This is a genomic window from Niastella koreensis GR20-10, from assembly GCF_000246855.1.
Classification (GTDB): Bacteria; Bacteroidota; Bacteroidia; order Chitinophagales; family Chitinophagaceae; genus Niastella; species Niastella koreensis.
On the sequence record NC_016609.1, the window covers coordinates 8,314,772 to 8,340,636 of the forward strand.

Genomic DNA, 25,865 nt, shown 5'->3' on the forward strand with positions numbered 1-25,865 from the left:
TTAATGGTCTCTTTTTGATTTTATTAACAAATATTTTAGCCCATTAACCGTCAATCTAAATAGGGGTGGAATTTTTCTGTATTGTCATACCCGTGTAACAATTGGCTGGTTTGATTATTTATAGAATTATTAAGCCCACTGGATTTTTTCCGTAAGCGAATTCTGTTTAAATTTGTGATGTAATTATTTAAACAATTTATTTATGTCGACGGTTGAATTTAATCAAATGCTGGTGAACAATGCAGAGTTCTTGAAGCCGTTTGCAATAACGTTGACGAGAGACTCAGAGGCTGCGAAAGACTTATTTCAAGAAACGCTGTTTCGTGCATTGTCAAACAAGGATAAGTATAGTGTAGGCACAAATATCAAAGCGTGGCTATATACTATCATGCGCAATATCTTTATTAACAATTACCGGAGAAAAGTTAAACAGAACACTATCTTTGATAGTACTCCTAATGATTTTCTGATTAACCAGACTCAAAGTGTTGTTGCTAATAATGCTGAATCAAATTTGCGGTTAAAGGATATTCAGGAAGCTATCCATAACCTGCCACAAATATTCAGAAATCCGTTTCTGTTGTATTTCGATGGTTTTAAATACCATGAAATTGCGGAAATGCTGGGCGAACCCCTGGGGACTATTAAAAGTCGTATTCACTTTGCCCGTAAACTGTTGAAAACGCAGATAGAACGTCATTAAGCGAACAATCAACACATCGGATATCCGATGCCTTGAGTTGAACATCATTTACTTCCCTTATTTAGTATTGAATTTTTTTTATTCAATAAGCAGGCCTTTTCTGTGCCGTTAGGCATGGTTACACCACGATTATTTAGCAACTTTGTGGAATGAGTAAAGTAACTGACGTAATATTGGTAAATCAACAGGATGAGCCCATTGGCGTAATGGAAAAAATGGAGGCTCATCGCAAAGCCGTATTGCATCGGGCTTTTAGCGTTTTTATCTTCAATAGTAAAGGCGAAATGTTATTGCAGCAACGCGCTGTGGGCAAGTATCACAGCGGTGGTTTATGGACGAATACCTGCTGCAGCCACCCGGCCCCGGGCGAAGATACCTTACAGGCAGCCACCCGCCGGTTAAATGAGGAAATGGGTTTTACGACTATGCTCGAAAAGGTTTTTGATTTTGTATACTTGGCAGAGTTTGAACATGGATTAACCGAACACGAGTTTGATCATGTTTTTGTTGGAACGTACGACAGCAGGATAGCGCCCGACCCAATGGAAGTAAAGGACTATTGTTATAAAAACCTGGAAGAAATAGAAGCTACCTTACAATCGCACCCGCAGAAATATACCGCCTGGTTCAATATTGCATTTCCGAAAGTGCAGCAATGGGCGGCAGAAAACCTGTTGAAGAAGGTAGTGTAAATATCCCTTTCGCATTGGCGTTACAACAAATTACATAGTAAAGGAACACCCTTATTGGGTTGTAAACATATTGAGGATTTTAATTAATTGAAGCAGGGCTTTCTACAGTCCTGCTTTTTTGTTGGGTATTTTTATACAGGCCCCGTTTTTAAAAACGGTATCTTATGAGTGTTAGTTTAACCGGAACCTGTAAAGAGGTTATCCGTCAATACCTATGAAGATCAGTAAGAACAGCCTTTACGGGTAGTAAAAATTACCTGGATCCCTCGTTTAACGGGGGATTTTATTTGTATATGTTTTCTTCGGCGTATTACTGCTGCTTTAAGAGCATATAAGCAGGAATATCCAACGCTTCGGCCAATTGAGCCAGTGTATTCAGTGTAACATTCACCTCGCCGTTCTCCATTCTGCTTATTTCGGCATTGTCAATATTACAAAGCGCGTATAAATCGCGCTGGCTCAGGCCCTTTTCATTTCTAAAGTGGCGCAGGTTTGCGCCGAAAGCTTTCAATATCTGATGGTTAGCAGCCAATGGTTATAGTATTAAAGAGTTAAGATGATAATTTTTTTTAATTTTTCTGCTGTGATATAATACATCATATTAAAAAAATTATTATCTTCGTTTAAGCATTGTCAGGGGGGATTGTTAGCTATCGTCAGCCAGATTAGGGCTGTTTTATCAGTTCAATGATTTACTTCACCATTAACCATTTTTGTTATGCGGTCCCTGAATAGAAATCCTGTTTGGCATAATCAGCCACTTCGGCTAAACGAAGATGAGTTAAAGAATCCGCGTTTAATCATCGATAACTTTTTTGAGTGTTACCATTTGCAGGAGGTCCGGCAAACGTTGTGGAACTGGCTGGTAGAAATTGTAAGCAGCAGCCGTAGCATTTCCCAGGAAGGGCAACAACGGAACAATCATATTTACTTCTATGAAAAACTGGAAGCACTTATAGAAGCTGCCTTTTTAATTAATCAACGAACAGACTTATAAGTGATTCTTAAAATGCGTTCTCACGGTTATATATGGAGGCTTTTTAGATGTTTGTTTTAGGTTGGGGGATTCCTGCACCTTTTAAGTACCAGTCCGTACTCTATAGCTTATTTGTTTGTTACATCAAAGGTGAAATAATAGCTGCCTGCATACCCTGCATTATCCATGCCTTGTAAAACAGCTACATATTTTCCTTTTACATCGCTGGTGTAAAATTCAACATTCGCCTTTCCGCTGGCATCGGTTTGCACATCAGGTTCCCAATACAATAAATTCCTGAAGTCGGGTAGGCGGCTGCTTGCCTGCTGATCGGTTTTATATACAGGTGAGTAGAAATTACGTTTCAATTGCAATCCCTCGTAATCCAGGATCACAGCCCTGGAATCGAGTTTCAGGCTTTCCATATCACCATGGTATGTGGTGAAATTTACAATGCCCAGGTAAATAAATTCACCCTTCACATACTCGTTGGTAACCACTTCCAGTTTATTCACTTTTAACGGGTCGTAGCCCAGCAGAATGTTATTATCAACCTTCACCCCATCTAATAAAATAAGCGGGTCACTGGGATAAAAATCATGGACGTCATAATTAAACACTTTTAAATGTAGTTGTCCACCAAACCGGCGTACAGCCACCTCGGGCACATATTCGCGAAGTACTTCTTCCATAGTAGTAAACCGAACATAATCATCCAGTTTGTACACATTGCTGGGCTTTCCATAAAAAGGGGTGGTATCGATATTCGGAATGGTAAACCGGCTTAATTGACCAGCTTCGTAAGTATTGAGCACCTGCATACCAATGCTTTGTTCGTTCAATGCATTTTGTGTAGCAGTTGCCAGTGAGAATGCTGGTAGTGAAACATCGCTGTATTTTTCTGAAAAAGGATTCAATACCTCCACATGTGCAGTGGTGTCGAGGTTATCGGTTTGAATAACGATCTCGTTTTGCCCGTAATAATCTCTTACATCGAAGTACACTTTCCCTTTATCGTTTACTTTGCTATTATAAAACTGCATCTGAATGCCTGGTATCGATAGCCAGGCATCTGTTATAGATGTATTAGAGGCTGCAGTTTCGTTATGCTTTAACTGGCAACTGATAATATGCCCGTCAAACTCAGGCACATATTCAAACGTTGGTTGCTTGTCGTTAAAAACGCGGTCCCAATCAAATTTTCGCCAGCCATGCACCAGCAATAAATTGTCGGTAGCTTCTTTTATTTCATCATTGTCTGTTGAAAAGTAATAGGCAGGTGATTCAATATTACCGGCCAGTTCACTGGTAAGCCACAAATAGCTTAATACGGAGTTGGGATCAATAGTTTGTAGCGAGTCGATGCGGTACACCGCAAGGGATAAATTGGCGGGTGAACCTGTTGTGGCATTGGCGTGCTGTGTATTCACTGATAACGCTACCCGTTTGCGGTTTCCATATTGAGCAGCGTTGCTGCTGGCTGCCACTGATAATACCTGTTGTGGCTTTTTAAAATACAAACGCTCACAAACAGGTTGTTGCAGGTCGTTAAAAACCGTGATGGTGGAAACTCCATCAGGCAGTTTATTTTTATCTATCGAAAATGTGGCCACTCCGTTATTAAAGTTTTGTCTTTCGGCAACCTGCATAACCTGTTTGGTATAGGCAAATAAATATGCCGATTGCGCTATGGGCGATTTGCTGGTAATGGTAACCTTTACGGTCCCGGTTGTTTCTTCGCCCACCTGCATCACATACCCCTGTTCATAAGCAGCCGGTAAGTTTTGGAGAATAGTGCGGCCATTAGCCAGCGTAATCACTGCTTTGGCGGGCTGCGTGCTATTGGGGGTAAACATAAAATGTCCCATACCAAATTTGAACGACTGAAACCTAAGCAGGGTATCATTGTTTTGTGACAGCAAAACGCCTTTACAATCTATGCCTTTGCCATAGCGGTCGGTAACCTGGAAAGCAACTTTACTGGAAAGGTCTTTTACCAGGTTGCCGCCTTCGGGAAAGAAAGCTGCCTGGTAGTTAGTAGCTGTATCTGCAATTGGGGCGGATAATGTTTTTAAGGTATTTACAATAGTTAGCGGTTTTTCAAAGTAACAGGACGCACTGAAATTTTTCATCCAGTTGGTATAAGCGCGTAACTTGTAATTACCCGAATTAATGGAAACCGGTAAAAAAAATGATCCATTGCCTTTGCCCCTGCTAAGCTGCACCTTAGCCTGCATAACCGGTTTATTATCTTTATCAAGAATTTCTACATAGGCAATTTTACTCAGGTCGGCTGGTTGATATAAAGCACCATCTACATTATATATTTTAAACCACAACAACTCACCCGCTACGTAAAAGTTTTTATCGGTATGCACATACATTTTTTCAAGGTGCGTGCTGTTGTTGTATGCTTTAAACTGCACTGGTATTGCAGTCAACAGTTCCTGCCCTTGTGTTTTAAACAAAAGCAATATTAGCAGGAACGATAAAAAAGTGAACCTTTTATGATTGAATAGTTTCATGAATGCTGGCTGTTGTTACTGGTAAATTGGTTATGGCCAAAAAGATGGTTTTTTGTTGACGCCTTGTAAAGTACAATCCACACAAGTGGGCTGCACCGCTAAATACCTGGTAATCCCAAACGGCCCCCAGTCGGTAGCGATTACTGGTCTGTAGCTCGAATAATATTTGGCAGAGTCAACCGGAACATCATATGTTTCGCACTGTAAGTAATAATTCCAGTCAGGCACCTGACTACGGTCTATAAATATTCTTTTTTCCTGCCGGTTGGCAATGCCGATATAACCGATCACCGGATCATTGGGGTTGCTGATGCAATGAACATTGCCTTTAAGCTCGGAAGGTTGCCGGCCAAAAATGTTGCCGGTTTCTTCTGAGTTCTTTTTCATCTTATCCAGGTATTCATATTCCTCTTTACTGAGTGCATATTGTTTTACAAGCACGCTGTATAAAACGCCCAGTTTCCACGATGAGGGTGGAATATAGATCAGGGATTTATGTATACTGTCTTTGCTTAGTTTGGCTGAAGAGCCGAGTATCAGGCTGGTGGAATTTTCACCAGCCCAGCAAACACGTACGGTATCTATAGGATGCATATTTGCATTGATCCAATCAACACCATTAACAGTTCCCCCGGGATTCGTTGTATATTTAAGGCTCTGTTCATAGATCATATGAAATTCCCAGGTTTCTTCGGTTGACCAGCGGTAATACCAGGTATTGTTATTAGGATCGCTGCCGTTAACATAGATCTGTACACCACCATCCTGTCTAAGCCAGCCAACACTATCAATGGGAGCAGCATTCCTCACATTCACATAATCCGATGCGTATTCTTTTCCATCCTTTGTTTTAATATACAACCGGTATTGCTGGCTGTTGTTTAGGGTTAACAGGGTGTTGGTATAAACTGCACCGGGCGTTTCTGTGAGGTTATAGGTTGAATTATCGCGGCCCAGCAATTGCACTTTGGCCAGTGTTTCGTTTATAAGTTTGGCTGTATCGCTCAGCGGTATGGAGCGGGATAAATGTATTTCAGCAGGTCCTTTGGCGCTGATATATCCTTCTATAACCAGGTATCCGGTAATGGGTGCTTTTATCGGGGCGTCATATTTGTCTTTGCAACAAAACAACAATACCGTCAGGCAGCAGAATACAATCTTTCTCATGTTATATTGTTTAAAACCTGATATTAAAGTTTACAAACGGAATGGCGTTTCCGAAAATGGACAGCTTATAGCCATTGATGGCACCGTTTTCTGAAACATAATAAACCGAGTACGGGTTCCTTCTGGCAGTGAGGTTATATACACCTATCGTCCAGGAGTTGTGTGTTTTTTGATGTATTTTATGATTGCCTTCAATATTCATCGACAGGTCGGTACGGAAGTAATCTGGAATACGATAGGCATTGCGATCTGCATACAAGGCCCGCCATGAGTTGGCATAAAAGAAACGTCCGATTGGCAGGGTAATAGGACGGCCCGTGCTGTAGGTCATATTCATGGAAACGCTGAACCGGTGACTGAACCGGTAATTGCCTACCATGGTTATATCGTTTGGTTTATCATAACTGGCGGGATAAAACTTCCCGTCATTTATCAGCTCACCTTTGGTGCTGTCATCCATTTTAAGCAGGATCCGCGACCAGGTATAACTGATCCAGCCATTCAATTTGCCATTCTGTTTCTTGACCATAAGTTCAACCCCATAGGCTTTTCCTTTGGTGCCGATTACATCTGTTTCAATATGGTGATTCAACACCAGCTGCGCTCCGCTTTTATAATCGAGGTAATTTTTAATATTCTTATAATATCCTTCGGCAGAAGCTTCAATGGTGTTTGATTTAAAGTTTTTGTACAAACCAAAAGAAACCTGGTCGCCCAGCTGGGGTTTGATGTTGGGATCGCTCAACTTCCAGATATCGGTGGGCGAAATAGCAGTAGTGTTGGATAACATATGTATATACTGCCGCAGTGAATTGTATCCTGCTTTTACCGAAAAGCTTGAGGTGAGGCTGTAACGGATCGCCAGCCGGTATTCAGGCCCCTGGTAAGTATGAATGATCTTATTTTTTGCATATGTTTCTTGCTGCACCAGGTTATCATCTGTAATGGGTAAATCCGGCGCATATTCATTCACTGTTTTTGGCCCCAGGAAATTAAAGATCGAATACCGCAACCCCGCCTGCAGCGACAATGCATCGGTAATGTTCCATTTTTCACTGAGGTAGGCGGCGCTTTCCTGGGCATGCTCTGCTTCCATATTGTCCCGGGCAACCAGCGATGATTTGTTGTTTGGTTCATAGGTGCCGGGGTGTAACAGGTAACGGATGGAGCTGATGCCAAAGTCGATTGTGTGATTGGGATGAACGTACCAGTTGAAGTCTGTTTTGAAGTTATACTGGTTAATGTCGAATTTCATTTTGTAAGCAAACAGGCTGTCTTTATCACTGCCAATATGGTAATCGTAATGATCGTACCCACCGGTGATAACCATAGTAAGTTTGTTGTTGAAGATGTGCTTCCACTTTATGGACGCATTTTTATTGCTGTAACCATAGGTAGTGTCACTGTTCAGATTAAACCTGTCACTGCTTGTATAACCTGTTATATACAGGTTATTGTTTTTATTGAACTGATGACTAATGTTCAGGTTCAGATCATAAAAGGAGGCCTTGCTGTGTTTATATTGATCGGGCAAAAATTGCAACAGCCAATTGGCATAGGTGGTGCGGGCTCCCAGAATAAAAGAGGTTTTATCTTTTTTAATAGGACCTTCCAGCGTAATGCGGCTGGTAAGCAAACCAACACCGGCCACGCCGGCAAATTCCTTTTTATTGCCTTCGCGGCTGCTGATATCGAGTACCGACGAAAGCCGGCCACCATACTTAGCTGGGATACTGCTTTTATACAATTCCACTTCTTTCACCACTTCGGGATTGAATGCCGAGAAGAAACCAAAAAAGTGCGAGGGATTATATATAGTAGCGTCGTTAAACAGGATCAGGTTCTGATCCGCTGAGCCGCCTCTTACATTAAAACCGGTGCTGGCTTCGCCTACCGTTTTTACCCCGGGCAGCATGGTTACGGCTTTTATAATGTCGGCCTCACCAAACGCGGTGGGTACCTGCTTGATGGCTTTTATGCTGAGGTGGTCGATACCCATTTGTACATTGCGAACGTTAGCCAGTTTTTGTGCAGAAACGATCACCTCTTTTAAAGAAGTAACCCGTTCATCCATATCTATATTAAAATTCCCGGTTGAATATACCATTATCTGGCGTCGCGTGTCCTTCATGCCAATACCCTGAATGGAGATTATATTACGTCCCTTTGGCAGGGTGATGGAGTAGTAACCATATTGGTCGGTTGCCACCGATAATGAAGGATTGGTCAGCGTAATAACAGCGCCCACAACCGGTTCGCCGCTCTTTATATTGCGCACATAACCGGCCATGGCCACGGATGGCGGGCCCTGGTTGTTATTCCGGACACCTATCTCGAATAATTTATTTTCAATGGAGGCGTCTACCCGGGTCTTCTTTTTATCGCCATAATAGGGTGTTGTAGCCTGCAGGCTATCCATAGCGGGGGCGGAAAAGAAACCCGGCGGCAAAGTGGTTTTTATGGTAGCTCCTTTGGTGAGCAATACATACGCCTGTTTTTCAGGTATGGCAAAATGATATTCCGAATTGGCAAATACCAGCTCCAGTACTTTGGTCAGCGATACGTTGGTAACGGAAACGCTAACCCGCAGGCTGTCGAACTGGGTAGGGTCGTAATAAAAATGATAACCGGTTTGCGATTCCAGCTCCATAATAAGGCTATCGATGGGTGCGCCCTGCAATTCAATGCTCACCCGTTTAGAACCGGGTTGTGCATGCGCTGTAAAGCCCGCCCCCAGGAAAATAAGGTTACAAATAATAAGCAGTTGCAGTTTTCTCATGTTACTTGTTTATCGAATCGTAATATTCAACAGCTTTCAAAATAGTATATTCAGGGGCCTTGCGGAATTTGATCTTGTTTTTGCGGAGATATTGTTTTACCTGCGGCGCTTTGTCCTGCAAAAGGGTTAACAGGGCTTTATTGGATTTGATGGAATAATACCTGTCGTCTTTTTGAATAAAAACAGGATTTGTTTCAAAGAATTCCCGTTCTACTTCATCCTTTACTGTTTCTACAATAAACTTTCCTCTTTTCACCAGCACTTTGGTGTTACCGGTATACATTTCATCGTAGAACCCACCAGTAATGGGGGTTCCGGGAATACTGTCCAGCCGAACGAAGTGATGATTGAGCAAACTGAATGACTTTACTTTGGACGAAACCAATCCGATTTTTGAAAATCCATCGAAGTGTTGAACCACTACCTGGCCTTTATACAGGTCGTATAACATAGGCACATTGGCAAATTCCAGCTCATCATATACAACGGTGCCAATGGACAGCTCATTTTGCAAAAAGTAAGCATGCCCTTTCATTTTATAGGCATAGCCCGGGTGTTCAATCCCATTGTATAAACGGGATTGTTTTGCAATAAAGGGATTGTAAATATCACCGGCTTTTACAATAACGGGTACAGTGGCGGGAGGTTTGTTTTGTGCCTTTACCGATATAACGGTGGCTACAAATCCAAGTACTAAAGCAGCGTGTTTTAGCATTGTACAGTTAGTTTTTCTAATACGTATGCCTGTATTACCAGATTTCTGCGTAAAGTGTTGCATGGCAGCATAAATGCTGGTAACAGTTCGTCAATATTTTCCCTGTCGAAACGCCTTTGGTTTTGGACTTACAAGATAATCAATGTGATGTATGAAAGGCGGCGGATTAATGAAAATTAATTTGAAAACTGTCAATACTACATTCATATTATTCTTTTTTTAGTTTGAACCGGATAAACAGCAAACCGTTTCGGTTGTAACATATAGTTATTAAAGGTTGATGTAGAAAGAAGTGACGCGGAGCTGTCACATGCTGGCCGGTTTTCCAGTTGCCGGGGTACCTGGAACCTGGAACCTGGAACCCGGTAACCTGCGGCTTATGTTCCGGAATGCCTCTTTTTTTCCAGGTCCTGTTAAAGCGCCAAAATGGCTTTTTCTTAATCAATTGAGTATTAGGCAAATAATTTTTGAAAATTATCTAATATTTTGCCTGTTTGTGCCAAAGCAATCGTAATGAAGTAAATTTGCACGCCGCTGGCGCGGCCCCAATCAAAGGAAAAGATTCATGAACAATTTGTTACAACAGCTGGCTAAGGACCTCGAAGGAGAATTGTATTTTGATAAAACAATGCGGGTTTTATATGCCACTGACGCTTCGGCTTATCGCGAAATGCCCCTGGCTGTAGCCATACCGCGAAATATAGATGACATCAAAAAACTTATCAGGTTTGCTCATACCAATAAAACCTCGCTGATACCGCGTACGGCGGGCACCTCCCTTGCGGGACAGGTAGTAGGAAATGGTATTATCGTAGATGTTTCCAAAAACTTTACCCAGATTCTGGAATTGAACGCCGCCGAAAAATGGGTTCGCGTTCAACCCGGTGTTATCAGGGATGAGTTGAACCTGTTTCTGAAACCACATGGCCTGTACTTTGGCCCGGAAACCTCCACTGCCAACCGCGCCATGATTGGAGGTATGGTGGGCAACAACTCCTGTGGCTCCAACTCAGTAGTTTACCGCAGTACCCGGGAACATTTGCTGGAGGTAAAAGCCTTACTGAGCGATGGTTCCGAAGCAGTATTTGGAGCCATGGATATCGAAGATTTTCATCAAAAATGTGAAGGCGCCACACTGGAAGCCAATATTTATAAAACCATCCGCAGCCTGTTAAGCAATTACGATAACCAGGTTGAGATAAGAAAGGAGTTTCCAAAACAAAGCATCGAGCGCAGGAACACAGGATATGCCATGGATGTGATGCTTGAAATGGCGCCATTTACAGCAGGTGGGCCCGAGTTTAATTTTTGCGGCCTCATTGCCGGTTCAGAAGGTACCCTGGCATTTTTGACCGAAATAAAATTGAATGTAGTGCCATTGCCACCCAAAGAAACCGGGTTACTATGCGTGCATTTTAATTCAATTGACGAATCGTTACGCGCTAACCTGATTGCGCTGAAATATAATCCGCGCGCCAGTGAGCTGATAGACCATTATATTCTTGAATGTACAAAGGATAACATTGAGCAACGCAAAAACCGCTTCTTTGTACAGGGCGATCCCGGCGCCATCCTGGTGGTGGAATATGCAGGCGCTACCCGCGAAGAAATAACTGCCACCGCGCAAAAAGTGGAAGCCGAAATGCGGGCTGCCGGACTGGGTTATCACTTTCCGCTGTTGTTTGGCGACGATACAAAAAAGATCTGGACCCTGCGCAAAGCCGGGTTGGGCCTGTTGAGTAATTTACCGGGCGATGAAAAAGCCGTACCGGTAATTGAAGACACTGCGGTGGATGTAAACGACCTGCCTGCCTATATCCGCGACTTTAACGAGATCCTGAAAAAACACAACCTGTACTCGGTGCATTATGCACATGCCGGTTCAGGCGAAATACATTTACGCCCCATCATTAATTTAAAAACGGAAGAAGGGAATGCATTGTTCCGCATCATTGCGGAAGAGATTGCCACCCTGGTAAAAAAATATTCCGGTTCATTAAGCGGTGAACACGGCGATGGCCGTTTGCGCGGCGAGTTCATTCCGCAAATGGTGGGCGAAAAGAACTATCAATTACTGAAACAGGTAAAATATACCTGGGACCCGGATAATATTTTTAACCCCAATAAGATTGTGGATACCCCATCCATGAACAGCTTTTTGCGGTATACACCGGGGCAAAAAACACCGGCGTTTAAAACGGTGTTCCGGTATCATAACCAGGATGTGCTACAGCACGCTGAACAATGTAATGGTTCGGGCGACTGTCGCAAAACGCATTTATCGGGTGGAACCATGTGTCCTTCCTTTATGGCTACCCGCAATGAAAAGGATACAACCCGCGCCAGGGCCAACATCCTGCGCGAAATGCTTACACATTCCGACAAAGTCAATCGCTTTGATCATAAAGAGATCTATGAAGTAATGGACCTGTGTTTGAGTTGCAAGGGCTGTAAGTCTGAATGTCCCTCAAACGTGGATGTGGCCAAACTGAAAGCAGAGTTCCTGCAACAGTATTACGATGCCAACGGCGTGCCTATGCGTTCAAAGCTGATTGCCAATTTTTCAGCATCGGCAAAACTGGGCGCTATTGCCCCGGGTTTATACAACTTTGCTGTTACCAACCCGGTAATAGGCAAATGGATAAAACAATTCTCTGGCTTTGCAGTAAAACGCAGCATGCCTACCTTATATAAAACCACTTTACAAAGCTGGTATAAAAAGAATAAGGCAAACGGCAAACGGCAAACGGCAGACGGGATACAGAAGAAAGTATATCTGTTCTGTGATGAGTTTACAAACTATAACGATACTGAAATAGGAATAAAAGCCATTCAACTGCTGGAGAAACTGGGTTATGAAGTGGTTATTCCGCAGCATTCGGAAAGTGGCAGAACCTGGTTATCGAAAGGTTTATTGCGCAAAGCAAAGGAGATCGTCAATAAAAACATTGCACTCTTACACCCCATAGTTACGGAAGAAACACCGCTTATTGGTATTGAACCATCGGCTATCCTCACCTTCCGCGATGAGTACATTGACCTGGCTACCGATGAACAACTGGAAGCAGCCCGGCAACTATCGAAAAATGTATTCACGTTTGAAGAGTTTATAGCCCGTGAAATGGAGAAAGGCGCCATTCGCAAAGAACAATTCACTGCTGAAAAGAAGGTGATCCAGTTGCATGGGCATTGCCAGCAAAAGGCTTTGTCTTCAACTGCCCCGTCGGTAAAGATGATGTCGTTGCCGGAGAATTATACCGTACAAACCATTCCATCAGGTTGCTGCGGTATGGCCGGTTCATTTGGCTTTGAAAAAGAGCACTATGACCTGTCGATGAAGATAGGAGAGCTGGTCTTGTTCCCAACCGTTCGCAAACAACCTGAAGAAGTGATCATTGCTGCACCCGGCACCAGCTGCCGCCACCAGGTTTTGGATGGAACCGGCAAGCATGCCCTTCACCCGGTTGAGGTATTGTTTAATGCGCTTAAGTAGATGTTAAGCCTTTGACAATAAGTGGAGATTTTTATCTAATGCTATAATATTGCCGATTAGTTGTGTATTCCGTCCGCAAATATGTAACAGCCAATTAAAAAGTACACTGGATACTCTTATTGCTTATTATAGTTTAAACTGTTACATTCGCCCAGCTTAAAGATTTGAAGTGGAGTTTTTGACTGAGGAACACGCAAAAAATAATGTGATAAAAACGAATTTGTACGTAAATGCAGACTAAAAAACAATTTTTCCCATTAATTGATTCTTTACGGGCTTTTGCTGTCTTTATTGTTATTTTTTTTCATGGGATTTGTGAAGTGTTTTGCAGAGAGCATGGTTATTACTATCCTTTTTCGAATGGTTATTTAGGGGTGGATTTGTTTTTTGTATTATCCGGTTTTTTAATCACCAACGTACTACTAAGGGAATATTTAATAACAGGAAAGATTAGTATAAAAAACTTCTATGTCAGAAGGGTTCTAAGGCTATATCCTCCTATTATTTTAGCAATGATCATCTTTGTAGTCCCACTATCCTTCTTCAATTTTAGAGCTGCATTTTCTAACTTTTTTTTCATGGCAACATACACGGGGGACATTGTGATGTTGTTCAGGCACTTTATTCCTTACCTGGAATATCCTCTGTATTTTTCACATTGTTGGTCGCTTGCCATTGAAGAACAATTTTATATTTTTTATCCAACACTATTAATAATATTTCTCAGGGTTTTTGGACGAAAGAAAATCAGCTTGTCCTTTTTGTTTTTCATTTTTAATGTGTTTTTTTTATTACTGGTAGTTGTGGGTACGCTTAAAATGGGGGGACATTTTTATAAATTTTTCTTATGGAGGTTTTTTTGAAATTTTTATGGGTGTTTTCCTTGCATTGCTTACAAATGAACCATTTAAAAAGCAATTTAATATTGACACTAATAAAATTATCAATGGCTTAGTAAAATTCTTCTCATCTTCAATTACTTTATATGTTGCTCTTGCTATAACAGTACTAAATGTATTAGGTAAGTTGTTATTAGGCTACGGCTTGTCGTTTTTTGTTTTTTCCTTTGCAAGCGGAATAGTTATTCTCCATGCAGCTTTTGAAGATAACAAAATACTTAACAAGATACTTTCGGGCAGAGTTCTAAAATACTTAGGCAAAATTTCTTACGGCTTGTATTTGTATCATTACCCTATATTTTACAGTACTGAATACTTAAAAATAAAGTTGGATCCTCAGAATATTTATCAGGCTGTGCTTATTGATGTTGTTAGGATAGCAATTGCCTTAGTAATATCAATATTAAGCTATGAATTTTTTGAAAAGCGAATATTAAAGCTTAGAACAAAGTTTGAAGCATAAAATGCTATTTATTTCATTTGCTACACTTAAACTTTTAGCCACCATTTAATTCTTCAGGCGTGACACTTAATTGTTTAAATGCTACACTTAGACGGTTAAATGCTACACTTAAAACTTTTTGCCATCCTTTAATTCTTCATGTGTGACGTTTGATCGTTTAAATGTTATACTTAGGCAATTAAATGCTACACTTTTTTGATTTGATAATACACAAACCTGATTAGTCGATACCCCAATTGCTTTTTGCTATGCCCAAATTAAATTAGTGCATCGCAAAACTTTTTAAGTGTCGCACTTTAAGGTTTTAGCAAAATTAGCCCGGGCCCCCTGCGACACGATGGTTCCGGGTGAGCCGGAAAGGGGCCTGGAACCTGAAACCTGGAACCTGCAACCTGCAACAGAACCGGCACCCCGACTCCGCTCAGCATCCCAAACTTTGAACTCTGAACTTTGAACTGGGAACTATATCTTGCCGTTTGTGGTACCAATCCGTCGTTTGTCTAAGAATGCCCCACATTTTGTTGATTATAAGGTAAATTAGGTAAGAATTCGGGGTATGAATTACAACAAAAGCAACGTCAGGCTAAGTGTTTTGTTTTGGCTGCTTTACTTTTTGTACGAGTGGCTGGGGCAGGCGGCATTGAGCAGCGAATACCGCCGTTATTTTATAAATGCCTGTGTAATTGTGCCCATTACCGGTATGGCTACCTGGTTTACCATCCAGGTACTGATAAAGAAATTCCTGGTTAAAAAAAAGATCGTTGCTTTTCGCATCGGGTTTGCGGCAGGCGTGGTGGCATTTACCCTGCTGCGGCGGGCCTTTAATTACTTTTATACCTATCCCCATTATTGGCCGGAGGGATTAAAGACCACTTCTTACTGGTGGTTTCCCAAATTACTGATAGAAGGTGTGAACATTTACCTGATCGTTGCCCTGTTTACCATGTTCTATTTTTTGAGGGCATGGTACGAACAACAACGGCTTGCGCAGGAATTGCAGCGCGATAAAGCTGTTGCGCAACTGGAATTATTAAAGAACCAGGTGCAACCCCATTTTATTTTCAATACGCTGAATAATATTTATTCGCTGTCGCTAAAGAACAGCCCCAGAACGTCAGACCTTATTTACCGGTTATCATCCCTGTTGAGCTATATGCTGTACGACAGCCGCCAGGAGTTCATTCCTGTAAGCAAGGAAATGGAATACATTCATAACTATATTGAACTGGAAAAGATCCGGTATGGCGAGCGCCTGGATGTAGCCGTGAATTGTTTTGATTCGGTTGACCAGTTCACCATTCCGCCATTACTGATCCTGCCGTTGGTGGAGAACAGTTTCAAACATGGCGTAAGTAATGATGTGGGCAATAGCTGGATCCGCGTTGATCTTTCGGTAAAAGATGACTGGCTTACTGTAAAGATCGAGAACAGCCGGATAATGGATGGCTTAAATGGCCATGCCGTATACAAAGGCATAGGCATGGAAAATGTAAAAAAGCGTCTGGAAATTATTTACCCCGAACGGCATGAATTTAAATATATGAGTGAGGGCCAATCGTTTTTAACGATCCTGAAAATTAAAAAAAGCTGAGGTGAAAATACAATGTCTCATAGTAGATGACGAACCACCAGCCCGGGAGTTGCTGGCATCGTACATTGAAAAGATGGATGACCTGGAAATAAGCGGCCAGTGCGGCAATGCGCTGGAAGCATTTGCCTTTATTCAAAAATACCCGGTCAATATTCTTTTCCTCGATATTCAAATGCCCCGCATGAATGGGTTGGAACTGATAAAGTCGTTACAGGAACGGCCGCGGATTATTTTAACTACCGCCTATCGCGAGTTTGCGGTAGAAGGGTTTGAACTGGATGTGCTCGATTACCTGGTAAAGCCTGTAACATTTGAACGGTTCCTGAAGTCTATTTCAAAATACCATCAGTATAATATCCTGAAACAACCTGCCGCCATCGAAAACCGGGAAGAAGCGTTTGAGAAAGCGTATATGTATTTTAAAGTGAACAAGGAGTTGGTAAAGATCTTTCTGAGGGAGATCATTTATATTGAAAGCATAAAGGACTATGTAAAAATAGTTACCCCGGGTAAAAGTGTGATCACGTATCAGCGCATCGGGTATATGGAAGAAAAGTTACCGGAGAATAAATTTGTCCGCATTCATAAATCCTACATCATTTCAGTTGATAAGATCGTAAGCTATAATAACGAAGAAGTGAATGTGAATGCTATCTCGTTGCCAATAGGAAGGAATTTTAAGCAGCAATTTTTGCGGAGCCTGAAGTCAGAAATAAGTTGACATGTTAACAAGTTAACTCGTCAACATGTCAACCCGTATACATCTAATTACACAATTTTATTGTACCAGTGCCTTCTGTGCTGAATTGGATCAGCCGGCACTTGTTTGCTTTATTGAAATACAGGATCATACAACCATAATTGGTTTGATAAGCATCCCAGCCGGCATCTTTCATGGCTGGGTTACCCAATGTCTTGAACAAACTGCCACGGGATGATCCCAGTAAAGGCACGCTGAGTTTTCCCTTAAAGCCTTCCGTAATTTCCACATAGTGCCTGTTGATATAAAAGGTAATGCCCTTGTCTTTGTAGTAGATCGCTTCACCACACTTTGCGCTGTCGGTGGTAGCGCTGGTAAAGCAGGGCCATTTGGCTTTGATCAGGCTGGCCTGGGTATTGGCTTTAAATCCATTTACTTTTCCATCTAAAAGGTCGACTTCAAAAGAGGGGCAGGTAACAGCGGCTTTTAACTGGGCCATGGAAACAGTGGCCAGGCAAATAAAAGCAGCGAAAAGGGTGATCTTTTTCATATTAGTGATTTTTTAAGGGGACGCATCCTGGGTTTTTACAGGGCGGCGCCCACACATATACAAAATCCTTGCTAGAAAATCGAAATGAGCGGCTTACCCGGTAGAAAATAACATATACAATCAATTTATTTACTTAAATTAGGTAACTGTTAATTCCAACTAACCGGATCGTGTTTTACGAAACAGCGCATGGGAATCTTCTTTCCATTTGTAAATCCGGAATCTACCTTCTGTAAAATGCAAAGGCATCGTTTAATCTGTATCTCATTTTCCGTGCAAGATCCCTTCCCTTCAACATCAGGAGAAACAGCAAGACTGGTATTCATAAACAAAACAAAAACTGCTATGAAAAGAGATGCTCACCACTTTTTTACGCTGCTTGTATTTTTATTGTGTTCCCCCGCTTTATTTTCCCAGGTTACCACCGCTACATTGAGTGGTATTGTAAAAGACCCAAAGGGATCACCATTACCATCGGCAACGGTGGTAATTGAATTTCCTGATGCAGGTTTCAAACAAGTGCTGGCAACAAAGGGCGATGGCCGTTTTACTGTACCAAACCTCCGGGTTGGCGGTCCCTATACCGTTACCGTTAGTTTTATAAATTATCAGTCATCAGTTACCGATAATGTTTACTTGGAACTGGGGCAGAATAATTCAGTAGAAATTCAATTGCATGAAAAAGCCGCCGAACTGGAAAAGGTAACAGTTACCGGCAGAGGAACTATTTTCGACAATAAAAAAACCGGCGCTTCCACCAATATCAATAGCCGGTTATTAAAAGCGTTGCCTACCATTAGCCGTTCGGCCGACGATTACATCCGGTTAACACCTTCGGCCTCGTTCACCTATAATGGACTGTCATTTGCGGGCCGGAACGGACAGTACAATAACTTTTCGCTCGATGGCGCTGTGTTCAACAACCCGTTTGGACTGGATGCCCCCACACCGGGCGGACAAACCGGCGCGCAACCCATTTCGCTCGACGCCATAGATCAGATACAGGTAAACATTGCACCTTACGATGTAACCCAGGCCGGCTTTACCGGGGCGGGAGTGAACACGGTAACCAAATCGGGCAGCAATAATTTTACCGGAACTGTTTATGGTTTTTACCGGAATCAATCGCTCACCGGTTCAAAAGTGGAGAAAAATAAACTGGTATTACCCGACCTGAAACAACTACAGGCTGGTTTTGCGCTGGGTGGCCCCGTTATAAAAAATAAACTGTTTTATTTTGTAAGTTTTGAAACCGAACAACGGAAAGATCAGGCTTCTTCCTATGTGGCACAAACCGGTTCCAATGTTGGTAAAACCAATACCAGCCGCGTGTTGGAATCGGACCTGAAGCAGGTGAGTAGCATTTTAAAAAACAAATTCAATTACGAGACAGGTCCCTACCAGGATTTTACCCTTGACCAGACAAACTACAAATGGCTGGTTAAACTTGATTGGAATATTACCGATAAGCACAGGTTGTCATTCACCTATAACGGCTTAGATGCGCAAAAAGATAAACCCGCACACCCCAGTGCCATTGGCCGCCGCGGCCCCGACTATACAACCCTTCAGTTCAGGAACTCCGGATATGAAATTATAAACAGGCTGCAATCGTTTGGCGCCGAGTTGAAATCGACATTTGGCAGCGACTACGCGAATAAATTAAGAGTAGTGTATACAACCTTCCGGGATAAACGCAATCCATTCTCCAGTCCATTCCCGGTTATCAACATTACCAAGAACAACGTAAATTATATCATTGCCGGGGAGGAACCGTTTTCCATCAACAACCGCCTGAACCAGGATGCCTTTCAGGTTACCGACAATTTCAACATGTTCTTTAAAAATCACACGGTTACTGCAGGCCTTTCTTTTGAATCGTTCAAGTTTGCCAACTCATTTAATTTAACAGGGTATGGCCCCGCCATATTTTCAAGTGCGGATATAAAAACGTTTGTCGACAGTGTACCGGTAAGCGGCAATTACGTTTTTGGCGCTTACCCATTGGACGTGGATGTAAACTATGCGCGAAACAGGGCTGCTGCTGCCCAGTGGACCTGGTACTATTTAACCGTTGGCCAGGCATCGGCATATGTACAGGACGAATGGCAGCTGGCCGATCATTTCAGGATGACGCTTGGTTTGCGCATGGATGTTCCATTTTATTTCAATGCCAGCTATCGCAATCCTATTACGAATGCAGACGGCACCTTCACCGGCAAGTATGATGAGGGGTCACCCACCTTATCCAATAAGGACGATATGCAGTTATTCAATAAAGATGGTAAACGGCTCAAAAATGGCCCGGGTAAAGACGTTGATAATACCAAATTGCCCGATAAGAAACCATTGTTTTCCCCCCGGTTAGGATTTAACTGGGATGTAAAGGGTGATAAAACCGTGCAGGTGCGTGGCGGTACTGGCTTATTTACCGGCAGGTTCCCATTTGTGTGGATCGGCAATCATATCGGCAACCCATACAGCAGTTTTTACTGTGTTACCGATCGTGATTTTAAATGGCCGCAGGTTTGGCGTTCTAATATTGGAGTAGATTATAAGATCCCGTTCGGGACAATATTCACGGTTGATTTTGCCTATACCAAAGATGTAAATGGCATGATGGTACGTAACTATAAACTGGGAACACCTACAGGTACTCTGAATTCAGGAACTGGCGACAAGCGGAACGTATACCTGCCAGCCGATAAGGGCGACACCAACGCCTATGTATTTACCAATACCAGTGTAGGCTATCAGTTCAATGGTACCTTCCAGGTTCAACAATTCTTTAAAAATGGATTTTATGCCATGGTGGGTTATAACTACCTGATCGCAAAAGATGCCAGTTCTATTTCTGCTGAGATCTCGAGCGATGCCTTTGATCGTAACCCAATATTGAATAATGCCAATGCAGCAGTGCTGTCGCGTTCCTTGTATGGGAATACCCATCGCATTGTGGCTGCTTTCTCCAGGCGGTTTACGTATGCTGAGAAGTATGCTACTACCGTATCCCTGTTTGGTTCCTGGAACTCAGGCAACCGTTTTGCGTATGTATATGGAGGCGATATCAATAACGATGGAACCACCACCAACGACCTGTTGTATGTGCCTACCGATGCAGAGATCGATGTGATGAAATTTGATCCATTGACAGATGTGAATGGGGTGGTACAAAATGCAGCTGCACAGCGCCAGGCGTTTAAGAATTTTATTAATAATGATAAATACCTGAGTAAACACCGCGGCAGCTATACCGAAAAATATGCCGGCGAGAACCCCTGGGTAAGCCAGGTTGATTTACGCATTCTGCAGGATTTTATCATACCTGTAAAGAAAAAATCATCCACGCTGCAAGTGAGCCTCGACTTTGTGAACATTGGTAATTTGCTGAACAGTAATTGGGGCGTAGTGAAGTATGCCACTACCTCCGGCTATTTCCAGCCAATATCGGTTAGCTATAGCAACAATGCACCCGTTTATCAATTTGATCCATCATTGAAATCTACTTTCACCGCCAGTCCCGATCTTCCTTCGCGCTGGCAAATGCAGGTAGGGCTGCGTTATACGTTTTGAGGCAGGTTGACCAGTTAACCAGTTGACTGGTTGACGAGTGGGAAGGTTGATAATGGATAGTATGAAAATAGTTATGAGGTGGAAGATAGGGCGTTTGCCGGCTCCCCCTTTAGGGGCTGGGAGGTATTTTCTTACGAACCCACAGTAGCCATACAACCCCCGGTAATGCAAAGCAACCAACCAGTAATACCGAAAAATGGTTTACAGTAGTAGCGGCAGTTATCAATTGCATCCCCAGTGCCAATAGGGAAAGGCCCAGGCCTGCGCCTATAAAATAGGAGGTAGTACAAATACCTGCCGCTACGCCCTGTTGGGCATCCGGGATATCGCGGATGGCCAGGGACGTTAAGCTGGGATAACAAACCGACATGCCGCTGCCGGTAACACAGGCAATAGATAATAAGATCAGCGGCATGCTGTGGTCAAATAGCAAGGCCATCATTAAGAGCAACGCGCCGGCCACCATAAGACACATGCCCAAGATGCCTGTTTGCAATACCGTCAGTTTTTTAAATAAAGCCGGTACTACGTACCGCGATACTAAAAATGAACAAACGCTAAAAGGAAAAAGAAGCAAGCCGGCATGTGCAGCGCTGAAATGCATATTTTGTTGCAATACCAGTGAAAGCAGAAACAGGTAGCTTAGAAAGAAAGCACCTAACAGGATGGTTGTACCATTACCCGTAATGGTACCGGTACTGCGGAATAAAGAGAGGTCTATCAGCGGTTGTTTTTGGTTGCGTTCGCGGCGCCTGAAAATATACAGGGCCAACACGATCACTACGATAAACGAAAGCAACTGCTGATAATTTTTTGAAAACCCTGGCAGGTTATGCACTACGTACGAGAGCAATACAATTACCAGCGTTAAAAGCATACTGGAAATAATATCAGGAAATTTTTGTTGTTTGTTCACAACGTCTTTGTCGATATACTTATACGCGAGGATCAATGCCAGGGCAATCACCGGCACGTTGATAAAAAAGATCCACTGCCAGCCCAAATAAGTAGCTACAATACCCCCCAGGGCCAAACCACAGCCGGAACCAATAGCTGCAAAAGAACTGAAGATGCTGATAGAGCGGTTCCGTTCGGCAGGTTCAGTAAATGTATTGGTAATGATTGATAAAGCCGACGGCATTACCATGGCGGCTGCCAGTCCCTGCAGCGCCCTGAAAGCTGTAAGCATAATAAAACTATTCGAAAGCCCTGCGCCCAATGATGTACAAAGGAAAAGGCCTGCACCGGCCAGGAAGATATTTTTACGGCCTGCCGTATCGCACAACTTGCCACCAATTACCAGAAAGCCGCCATAAAAAAGCACATACACCGTTTGAACCCATTGTATGGTTTCGGCATCTAATTGAAATTGCCGTTGCATTAAAGGAATAGCCAGGTTGAGAATGGCAATATCCAGCGCTTCAAAAAAAATGGCGGTGGAAGCAACAAGCAATATGATCTGTTTTCTACGCATCTATTCCACAATTGTTCTATGCAAAGCTATTTATATGTTTATTTGTACGGTTAATATATAATAATTTAGAACAAATGGGTAATTTAGTAGTTTTTAATAGAACAAGTAAATGGTTTTACTATGGCAGCGAAATCAAAAACAGAACAAGCGGGCACCAGCGACATTACACTCGATGACAAAGATTTTGCCATCCTTCGACTGTTACAACAAAATGCAAAACTTACAGTGCGGGAAATTGCGGCTTCCATTCATTTAAGCGCTACTCCGGTTCATGAACGTATAAAACGCATGGAGGCCAATGGTGTTATTAAACAATATGCAACCCTGCTCGATCATCGTAAGGTGCAAAAAGGCATCATGGTCATTTGTTATATTTCATTGAAAGAACACAATCGTAAAATTGCAAAGGTGTTTATCGATGCCGTGACCGGTTTTCCAGAAGTGCTGGAGTGTTATAATATCTCAGGACAATTTGATTTTATGCTGAAGATCGTGGCAGAAAATATGGAGTCATATCATGATTTCTACCTGCATAAATTGAGTATGATAAAAGGAATTAGTCAAACCCAGAGTATCTTTGTTATGGGCGTATTAAAAGATACGCATCAGTTGTTGTAATCTGCAGAAAATATTTAGTAACGGTTATGGTAAAATTAAATGTTTTACCCCTCATAGAATTTTCTACTACAATCCCTAAATTGCCTCCTGGTTACATCGGCCCACTGTACTTACTCAAAATACTTCTATTCAGATCTCCGGCGCTGATTCTATGTTCCTGACATAGAACAGGTATTCCATTGATATTTTTTAACCGTTAAATATTATCTATGCGAAATGTTTACCTCACGCTCAAAAGGAGTGTTGTTTTTGCTTTATTATTATGTTGTCAGTTTGCTATGGCGCACCCCATTGATCGCGGGCCAATGACAGCTAATAGCTTTCATACCGATACCATTCCTGCAGATTCACCCCGGGTTATTTCATTTACTCCAACCAGTGGTACAAAAGGAACCGTGGTTACTATCTTTGGTTCACATTTTACCGGCGCTTTTGCAGCGCGCTTTGGTAGTGTGTTAGCTGACAGCATTATTATTTATTCCGATACCGTTATCAAAGCCATCGTAGGCAATGGCGCCACGGGCAGTGTGTCTGTTATCACCCCCAATGGCATCTCATCAAAACCAGGGTTTACATTTATTCAGGATACCGTTCCTGTTTGTGATTCACCCCGGATTGTATCGTTTTCACCAACCAGTGGCAGAAAAGGAACCCCGGTTATAATCTTTGGCGCTCATTTTACGGGAGCTACAGCAGCCCGCTTTGGTGGTGTATTGGCTGATAGCATTATAGTGTTAAATGACTCCACCATTAGAGCAATCGTAGGTAACGGAGCAACTGGTAGCGTATCGGTTACCACGCCATGTGGCGCCGCATCAAAACCAGGGTTTACCTACATCATTGATACCGCGCAAATTCCTGATAGCGCCCGGCCACATATTTATTCCTTCTCACCGACTAGCGCACGACAGGGAACGTTGGTGACAATTGTTGGAAATAACCTCAGGTATGCCAATGCCGTACTTTTTGGAGGCGTTAATGCCGGCAGTTACAGCGTTTATGGCGACACTGTTATCAAGGCAAGAGTGGGCGCCGGCGCCAGTGGCAATGTGGTAGTGAATACCATTTACAGTGGCCTGGCATTTAAAAACGGGTTTACCTATATCCCGGATTCTACAAGTGTGCCTGATACCACTGTTCATGATAGCATACCTCCGCATATTTACAGGTTTAACCCTACCCATGCAAAACGTGGCGATACGGTATACATTTTTGGTCATTATTTCCTGCATGCAATTGCAGTGAATTTTGGTGGTATACCAGCCAACCGGTTCACTGTTTTATCCGACACGCTGATCAGGGCCGTTGTTGATACCGGCGCCACAGGAGCCGTTTCAGTGATTTCATCAATTGGTCTTTCGGCAAAAAATGGCTTTATCTATATCCCCGACTCAACCCACACGCCTGATTCATTAGCAAGAGTGGTTGTTTATAATTCAAATGCGGCAATCAATTCAAAATTGTTTGCCCTGTATCCCAACCCGGCATCAGGATATGTAATCTGGCAGCAACCAGCTACCGATCATATTACCCAATTGCAGCTGATTGATATAAACGGCCGCATAGTGAAGACCCTTTCACTGGGAAAAAGTATGGTGCAAACCACCATTCCCGTAAGCGGTTTACCCACCGGAATGTACAAACTGGTATGGAGTGATGGAAAGAATAAGCTCACAAAAAGCTTACTGATTAAATAGATGAAACGAGTACTATAAATACAAAAGTCCTCCTTATGATGGGGAGGACTTTTGTTTTGCGGATTGTCATTCAGCTATTGATCAATATCTGTTGAAGTAGCCAGTTCTTTTACTGCGGCCATATCCTGTTGTACTGCTTTTATTTTGGAATCAGCAAACTGGTAAGCATCCTTGCCAAGAAACAAATGCAGTGGTGGTTGTTGTTGTTCAGCAATTTCAATCATAACAATGGCAGCTTTAGCGGGGTCTCCTGGCTGGTTATGGTTAATGCCTTGCTGGTGAGCCTGTTGAGATTCACGTACCAGTTTATACGCTTCAATCTCGTTTTTAGGAACACCCAGGGAAGCATCCAGGAACTGTGTTCTGAAATAACCAGGTGAAACAATAGTGACTTTAATCCCGAATGGTTTTACCTCTGCGTCCAATGATTCAGAGAAACCATGCATTGCAAATTTGGTAGCAATGTAACTACCGAAACCTGGGAAGGCGCCTGCAAAACCACCAATGGATGCGATGTTGAAGATATGTCCGGATTGTTGTTTGCGCATGTAAGGCAACACTTTGCGGATCACATTCAGCACCCCAAATACATTGATGTCGAAATTCTCCCGCACTTCCTCATCCGATAATTCTTCCAGGCTGCCAAAGAGGCCGTAACCAGCATTGTTCACTACCACGTCAATAGTACCAAATTGGGCAACGGTATCCTGAATCCCTTTCTCAACACTTTTTTCATTTTTCAAATCAACAGCCAAAGGAAGAAATGCATCGCTGTTAACACCCACCGCTGTTTGCAGCTCATTGATGTTACGTGAAGTAGCTGCTACGCGATAACCTGCTTTCAATAATGTTTTTACCAGAACAAGGCCAAGGCCCTTTGATGCACCGGTAACAAACCATGTTTTCTTATTCATACTGAGTTGTTTTTCTTTTGTAAGATTTTTTAATTGTTGTTGCTCGTTCATGAACTTGATAACACAAAGTTATATAGAGTGTACGCGTGAGTTATTATGGCTTTCAAACAGATAGTTGTTTATTTCAAACATTCGTTGGTAGTAATATGATTGTTTGGATTTTGTAATGGGAGGGATGGAAGGGTGTAACAGGTTGATAGGGTTGATAGAGGAAATATAGTTAATGAGTTAACAGGTTAACACGTTGACAAGTTAACAAGGCGGGGGAATTAGTGCGCTGCAAAAAAAAGGAGGACATAAGTCCTCCTAATAAATAGTATTCCGTATGTATTAACA

General features: G+C 42.5%; 19 protein-coding genes. 11 read left to right on the forward strand and 8 right to left on the reverse strand.

Features of this window, described 5'->3' with window-relative positions; all coding sequences use genetic code 11:
* Positions 1-202: 202 nt before the first annotated feature.
* Together NIAKO_RS33415 and idi are read left to right on the forward strand one after the other, a co-directional pair.
* Positions 203-703, forward strand: coding sequence for an RNA polymerase sigma factor (locus tag NIAKO_RS33415; RefSeq protein WP_014222921.1), 501 nt, complete (start codon positions 203-205; stop codon positions 701-703).
* A gap of 149 nt (positions 704-852) precedes the next feature.
* Complete coding sequence (idi, locus tag NIAKO_RS33420) at positions 853-1,395, forward strand: isopentenyl-diphosphate Delta-isomerase (protein ID WP_014222922.1); 543 nt, start codon at positions 853-855, stop codon at positions 1,393-1,395.
* A gap of 310 nt (positions 1,396-1,705) precedes the next feature.
* Here the strand turns inward: idi and NIAKO_RS33425 are convergent, their stop codons facing one another.
* On the reverse strand, positions 1,706-1,906 hold the full coding sequence (locus NIAKO_RS33425; protein ID WP_207622345.1) for a helix-turn-helix domain-containing protein: 201 nt from the start codon (positions 1,904-1,906) through the stop codon (positions 1,706-1,708).
* A gap of 207 nt (positions 1,907-2,113) precedes the next feature.
* Between NIAKO_RS33425 and NIAKO_RS38280 the strand changes: the two genes are divergently transcribed.
* A complete protein-coding gene (locus tag NIAKO_RS38280; protein WP_014222924.1) occupies positions 2,114-2,392 on the forward strand; it encodes a hypothetical protein in 279 nt (92 codons plus the stop codon).
* A 107-nt stretch (positions 2,393-2,499) separates the two neighbouring features.
* On the opposite strand, the gene NIAKO_RS33430 is transcribed toward NIAKO_RS38280, so the two are convergent.
* From NIAKO_RS33430 to NIAKO_RS33445, 4 genes are read right to left on the reverse strand one after another with little or no spacing between them, the layout of a single operon-like run.
* The gene (locus NIAKO_RS33430) at positions 2,500-4,896 is read right to left on the reverse strand and encodes a hypothetical protein (protein WP_014222925.1); all 2,397 of its coding nucleotides are present in this window, start codon (positions 4,894-4,896) and stop codon (positions 2,500-2,502) included.
* Between the two features lie 30 nt (positions 4,897-4,926).
* Positions 4,927-6,063 carry a DUF4249 domain-containing protein gene (locus tag NIAKO_RS33435; RefSeq protein ID WP_014222926.1) on the reverse strand — a complete coding sequence of 379 codons (1,137 nt, stop codon included), beginning with the start codon at positions 6,061-6,063 and terminating at the stop codon, positions 4,927-4,929.
* 10 nt (positions 6,064-6,073) lie between these two features.
* Positions 6,074-8,842, reverse strand: coding sequence for a TonB-dependent receptor (locus NIAKO_RS33440; protein ID WP_014222927.1), 2,769 nt, complete (start codon positions 8,840-8,842; stop codon positions 6,074-6,076).
* 1 nt (position 8,843) lies between these two features.
* On the reverse strand, positions 8,844-9,557 hold the full coding sequence (locus tag NIAKO_RS33445; protein ID WP_014222928.1) for a cysteine peptidase family C39 domain-containing protein: 714 nt from the start codon (positions 9,555-9,557) through the stop codon (positions 8,844-8,846).
* A gap of 565 nt (positions 9,558-10,122) precedes the next feature.
* Here NIAKO_RS33445 and NIAKO_RS33455 point away from each other — a divergent pair.
* The 5 genes from NIAKO_RS33455 to NIAKO_RS33475 all read left to right on the forward strand — a co-directional run bounded on the left by NIAKO_RS33455 (position 10,123) and on the right by NIAKO_RS33475 (position 16,724).
* Positions 10,123-13,050, forward strand: a complete 2,928-nt coding sequence (locus NIAKO_RS33455) for an FAD-binding and (Fe-S)-binding domain-containing protein (protein ID WP_014222929.1) — start codon at positions 10,123-10,125, stop codon at positions 13,048-13,050.
* Positions 13,051-13,280: 230 nt separating this feature from the next.
* Positions 13,281-13,913: an acyltransferase family protein gene (locus NIAKO_RS39875; protein ID WP_049815658.1), complete on the forward strand. Its 633-nt coding sequence runs from the start codon at positions 13,281-13,283 to the stop codon at positions 13,911-13,913.
* The gene (locus tag NIAKO_RS33465; protein WP_244883944.1) at positions 13,852-14,412 is read left to right on the forward strand and encodes an acyltransferase family protein; all 561 of its coding nucleotides are present in this window, start codon (positions 13,852-13,854) and stop codon (positions 14,410-14,412) included. The genes NIAKO_RS39875 and NIAKO_RS33465 overlap by 62 nt, the downstream gene beginning before the upstream one ends.
* 556 nt (positions 14,413-14,968) lie before the next feature.
* Positions 14,969-16,003 carry a sensor histidine kinase gene (locus NIAKO_RS33470; RefSeq protein ID WP_014222930.1) on the forward strand — a complete coding sequence of 345 codons (1,035 nt, stop codon included), beginning with the start codon at positions 14,969-14,971 and terminating at the stop codon, positions 16,001-16,003.
* 1 nt (position 16,004) lies between these two features.
* Entirely contained in the window at positions 16,005-16,724 is a 720-nt protein-coding gene (locus NIAKO_RS33475) for a LytR/AlgR family response regulator transcription factor (RefSeq protein WP_014222931.1), read from the forward strand.
* Positions 16,725-16,767: 43 nt separating this feature from the next.
* Here NIAKO_RS33475 and NIAKO_RS33480 read toward each other — a convergent pair whose 3' ends face one another.
* Positions 16,768-17,253: a hypothetical protein gene (locus NIAKO_RS33480; protein WP_014222932.1), complete on the reverse strand. Its 486-nt coding sequence runs from the start codon at positions 17,251-17,253 to the stop codon at positions 16,768-16,770.
* A 345-nt stretch (positions 17,254-17,598) separates the two neighbouring features.
* Here NIAKO_RS33480 and NIAKO_RS33485 point away from each other — a divergent pair, with 345 nt between their 5' ends.
* Positions 17,599-20,826 carry a TonB-dependent receptor gene (locus NIAKO_RS33485; protein WP_014222933.1) on the forward strand — a complete coding sequence of 1,076 codons (3,228 nt, stop codon included), beginning with the start codon at positions 17,599-17,601 and terminating at the stop codon, positions 20,824-20,826.
* 109 nt (positions 20,827-20,935) lie between these two features.
* Here the strand turns inward: NIAKO_RS33485 and NIAKO_RS33490 are convergent, their stop codons facing one another.
* Entirely contained in the window at positions 20,936-22,300 is a 1,365-nt protein-coding gene (locus NIAKO_RS33490; protein WP_014222934.1) for an MFS transporter, read from the reverse strand.
* A 120-nt stretch (positions 22,301-22,420) separates the two neighbouring features.
* Between NIAKO_RS33490 and NIAKO_RS33495 the strand changes: the two genes are divergently transcribed.
* Positions 22,421-22,918, forward strand: a complete 498-nt coding sequence (locus NIAKO_RS33495) for an Lrp/AsnC family transcriptional regulator (protein WP_014222935.1) — start codon at positions 22,421-22,423, stop codon at positions 22,916-22,918.
* 209 nt (positions 22,919-23,127) lie between these two features.
* Positions 23,128-24,615 (forward strand): T9SS type A sorting domain-containing protein, encoded by a 1,488-nt coding sequence (locus NIAKO_RS33500; protein WP_014222936.1) that lies wholly within the window; start codon positions 23,128-23,130, stop codon positions 24,613-24,615.
* Positions 24,616-24,689: 74 nt separating this feature from the next.
* Here the strand turns inward: NIAKO_RS33500 and NIAKO_RS33505 are convergent, their stop codons facing one another.
* Positions 24,690-25,529, reverse strand: coding sequence for an oxidoreductase (locus NIAKO_RS33505; protein WP_041349806.1), 840 nt, complete (start codon positions 25,527-25,529; stop codon positions 24,690-24,692).
* Between the last annotated feature and the right edge of the window lie 336 nt (positions 25,530-25,865).